Source organism: Pseudomonas sp. FBF18 (genome assembly GCF_024261405.1).
In the GTDB taxonomy this organism is placed as follows: domain Bacteria; phylum Pseudomonadota; class Gammaproteobacteria; order Pseudomonadales; family Pseudomonadaceae; genus Aquipseudomonas; species Aquipseudomonas palmensis.
This window is the reverse complement of the sequence record NZ_QKRS01000031.1, coordinates 7,116-10,944: the sequence shown is the minus strand read 5'-3', so window position 1 is coordinate 10,944 and position 3,829 is coordinate 7,116. Positions and strand designations below refer to the sequence as shown.

The 3,829-nt window shown below is 58.7% G+C and carries 3 protein-coding genes; all 3 read right to left on the bottom strand.

Annotated elements, in window-relative coordinates; all coding sequences use genetic code 11:
• On the bottom strand, positions 1-1,981 hold a 1,981-nt coding region (locus DN387_RS25840), incomplete at its 3' end, for a DUF6531 domain-containing protein (protein WP_254506415.1).
• 435 nt (positions 1,982-2,416) lie between these two features.
• Positions 2,417-3,043 carry a hypothetical protein gene (locus DN387_RS25835; protein WP_156326222.1) on the bottom strand — a complete coding sequence of 209 codons (627 nt, stop codon included), beginning with the start codon at positions 3,041-3,043 and terminating at the stop codon, positions 2,417-2,419.
• A 265-nt stretch (positions 3,044-3,308) separates the two neighbouring features.
• Positions 3,309-3,829: hypothetical protein (locus DN387_RS25830; RefSeq protein ID WP_254506413.1), on the bottom strand; the 521-nt coding region annotated here is incomplete at its 5' end.

Here is a 3,829-nt window from a genome sequence, read left to right as displayed (position 1 = left end):
TGTTCTTGCGTGCATCACGGAACAGCCATTGCTCGCGGCCATCGGGATGTACGACGCGGTAGGTATAGCCAAGGGCGTCGTAGTAGTACCAGGTTTCCTGGCCGTGGGCGTCGGTGACGTAGGTCAGGCGGATGTTCGGGTCCCACGCCAGACGGGTCTCGAAGCTGCCGTCATCCGCCCATTCATGAATCGCCTTGGCGTGCGGGCCTGTGCCATCCCATTCGAGGTTGAGGCCACGGCCGGTGCGGTCGGTGTAACGGGTGATCAGATGATGCTGGTACTCATAGTGCCAGGCGGCACCGTTTTCATCCTGAGCCGTCACCAGGTCACCCGCGCCGTCGTAGTGATAGGCGCACAGTTGGCGCAGCGGCTTGCCATCGACCACCTGCCACACACCCTGGATATGCCCCTGCTCATCCAGCAGGGTGCCCAGTTGCAGGTGCACCTTGCTCGGGTCGTCGTCCTGGTAGGTGTTGATATCGGACAGCACCGGCTGGCCGTTGTGGCGATGCTCGTAATGCAGCATGGCACCGGCGCCGCTGCGCAGGCGAATGTGGGTCAGGTAAAAGCGCTCGCCGACCTGGGCATAGGTTTCGAACCGCTCCTGGCCCCGCACCAGGGTCAGCTGCTGTGCACGGGTGCGCTTGAGGGTCAGGTACTCGATGGGGTCGTGGTGCCAGGTGTCGACCTCGAGCCACGGGAAGTCGTGGCTGCGTCCATCGCTGTCATGCAGCACCAGCCCCTTGTCGACCACATCGATGCAGGTGGTGAACTCGGTGATCCAGCGTGCGCCTATGGTGCCGCTATCCAGCGCGTCGAGCCGCGAGTTGTAGACCCGGGCCCAATCCACCGGGAACGGGCCGGACAACGCGAAGTCCTGATGAACGACGGTCTCGTCGCCGAGCACATGGCCGATGCTGTGGCCGGTACAGGGACAGATACCATTCTTGTCGGTATTGGGGGCCTTTTTGGCCCTGACCTGGCGGCTGACCACCTCGGTCGGGCCTTCACTGTGGATGTGCCGCGCCTGCTGGGTGACCCCGGGGCGAATGCTGGTGGCAACGCCGCGCCTGGCGGGGTGTGCCAGCACGGTTTCCAGCAGGCGGCTCAGCAACCAGGCAATGCTGTTTTGCATGTCAGGGGCGCCCAGGGCTTCGAGGCGATCCGGCACCGACGCAGCCAACCCGTCGAGTGTGTGCACCAGCGGGCGCATCAGGCTTTCCAGCGCCTCGCCGAAGTGGCTGGCGACATGGTTGTAGGCCGCCTTGAGGTTGCCCTCGGAGGCATTGGCCAAGGCCGACAGCGCCAGGCGCCAGGCGTCAGTGCTCAGCAGCGAGTCGTACAGCGCCGCCTGGGTCATCTGGGTGCGTGACAACTGGTGGCTGGCTGCGGCGTCGAGCTGGCCCCGGGCAGCGGCTTCTATGGCCCTGGCCAGCGTGGTGAACAACAGGCGCGCGGTGTCGGCGGCCTCGCCGAGCATGGCCGGCAACTGGGCCAGCGCCTCGCGTACGTAGTGTTCCAGGGCGCCGCGGATGTTGGCATGCAGGTGGCCGTCGATGATCTCCAGGATCACCGCGCCGATGTTCGCCCCCGGGCGACGGCGCAGGGTCTGGCGGGTCAGTTGCAGCACCGGGCGCAGCACCATGCGCGCCTTGGCCAGGCCTGGGGGAAACGGCACTACGCCGATCAGGTTGATGCCCAGGCTGACCCAGTCGAGCGGGTCGGGGGACGGGCTTTCCAGCAGCGTGAGGATGTCGATCAGTACATCCACACCGGCCAGGGCATTACAGACCACCGGCACATTTTCGCCGGCCTGGCGCAGCAGTTGCAGGTTCACCAGGCCGTAGGTGACCTCGCGCAGCCAGTGGTCGACAGAGGCGGCAGCAGCGCCGAGGTCTTCACTGAGCAGGGTTTCGAGTGGGGCAATCGCAATCTGGATCTCACGCTCGCTGGGCGTGGACGCTGTGGGGGAAGCAGACATCGGGAATAGCCTTCCTAGGCAGGGGCGAAGCGCCCTGGGTGGTCCATGAAGGCAAAAGGGTACGAGGGCAAGGAATGCTCAGATATGGAGAAACTTCCTGGAGTTGTGTGGGATGTGTCACATAACGATGTAGAGGCCGCGGCTATACACCGGCACCGGCAGGCGGTCGAAGCCGCGCACGAACACTACCTGCTCGGCGCGACCGCCGATGTAGCCCAGGTTGACGCTGGGGGCCCGGGTGAACGTGCTGGCGACAGTTAAGACAGTACTTTTCGTACAGTGCCTAGAGCGCCCCATCCAGCACGTCACCTACTTCCCATTGACTTGCGTTGCCTACCTCCAATGTTTGGAACTTATGTGGCAGGTGTTGACAGCTCGAGCGCTGCATTTATCGTCACTTCAGTTTTCTACAAAGCCAAGCTCCCCATTGCGCGGCTATGTGCGTTTCCGATCTTGCATCTCGCCCACATACCAGTGGCCTCCATTGGGGAAGTCCAACATCACAGACTGTTTGGACAACACTGGCCTCTGTCTATACTTTGTCTTGTAGACGGGTTGCTCCGTAGGATTGTCTGAGTTGAGCCATTTCTTAATGGAAGCGTCGGTAGAATTCAGCTCAATCAGACAGAAGTCAAAATCTGAATTATTTGTCAATTTGAATAGAAGATTTTTTGGATCTTCAGGTGGCGCAGTTAAGGAATCGGCGGTCGTCGCTATAAACCTTCCGCCGGGGTAGAGAACGAAGTCATAAATGGTTTGGGGCGAACTCAATGGGGATTTTGTACCCTTGGTGGGGTCGTTGAATTTTTGGTAGTGAAAATAATTGATCTTACCCTCCATTTCGTTTTGGAGTTGTACGCTGTAGGATGTTGCGCTGGAGATTTTTGCACTCATGATCGATGCTCCCAGGATAGCCACGCGGCTTTGTGTTCCTGGATAGTTTGCTACGTCATTTTGCTTGTCACAACTGTCAACTTTGCCAGTTGCATCGAGCCGATCCAGCCTTGCTGCCTGAGCAATAATGCACAAGCATCCGGCTCCCGCTTCAGGGGCGTTGCGCATGCCGGTGTAGAGCGTGCTGAAGCCCCCCCCCGTGAACCTTGCGAGCTCGCAGGCAATCCAGCGAACGGGCCTCGCGCACTGCTACTGCGCCACCCGAACATCAGATGGCAGCTCCACTCAAAAAGGGAGGGTGTTGCAACGGCAATCACCCTCCTCTGGTCAACGCATGCACTACTTAAAAATGCTGACGACGCGAGAGCTGAATTAGGGTCATTTGAGTTCTGTACAGCACCCAAGCTCCCCGTTGCGCCGCCAGGGGAAAAGGTCAGTCTTGGTGTTTTACTTCGCTCACCGCCCACACGCTTCCATCGAATACCTCCAATACTCTTGAACAGCCTGGCCATAGCAGCCATCCGGTCCGTGCAGAATCGGGTTCAGGGTAGTTCCCAGATTCATCGTAGTTCGTCCAGGCCTCTCGATCCCCTCCGGAAAACACTCCCGATTTTATCCCAGGATTCGACTCATCGTATTCCTTGATTATTAAGCGGCGCCCTTCTTCAAATGATTCTTTCAGCTCGTCTTTTAGATTTTCCGGAAAATTGGAGTCGTCGGCCTTGAAGCCTTTGCGGAGCAACCCGACAAAAAAATCTGAATTATTTGTCAATTTGAATCGAAGAACTTTTGGTTCTCCAGGTGGCACAGTTAAGGACTCGGCGGTCGTCGCTATAAACTTTCCGCCGGGGTAGAGATTGAAGTCATAAATAGTTTGGGGCGAATTCAATGGGGATTTTGTACCCTTGGTGGGGTCGTTGAATTTTTCGTAGTGGAAATAATTGATCTTACCCT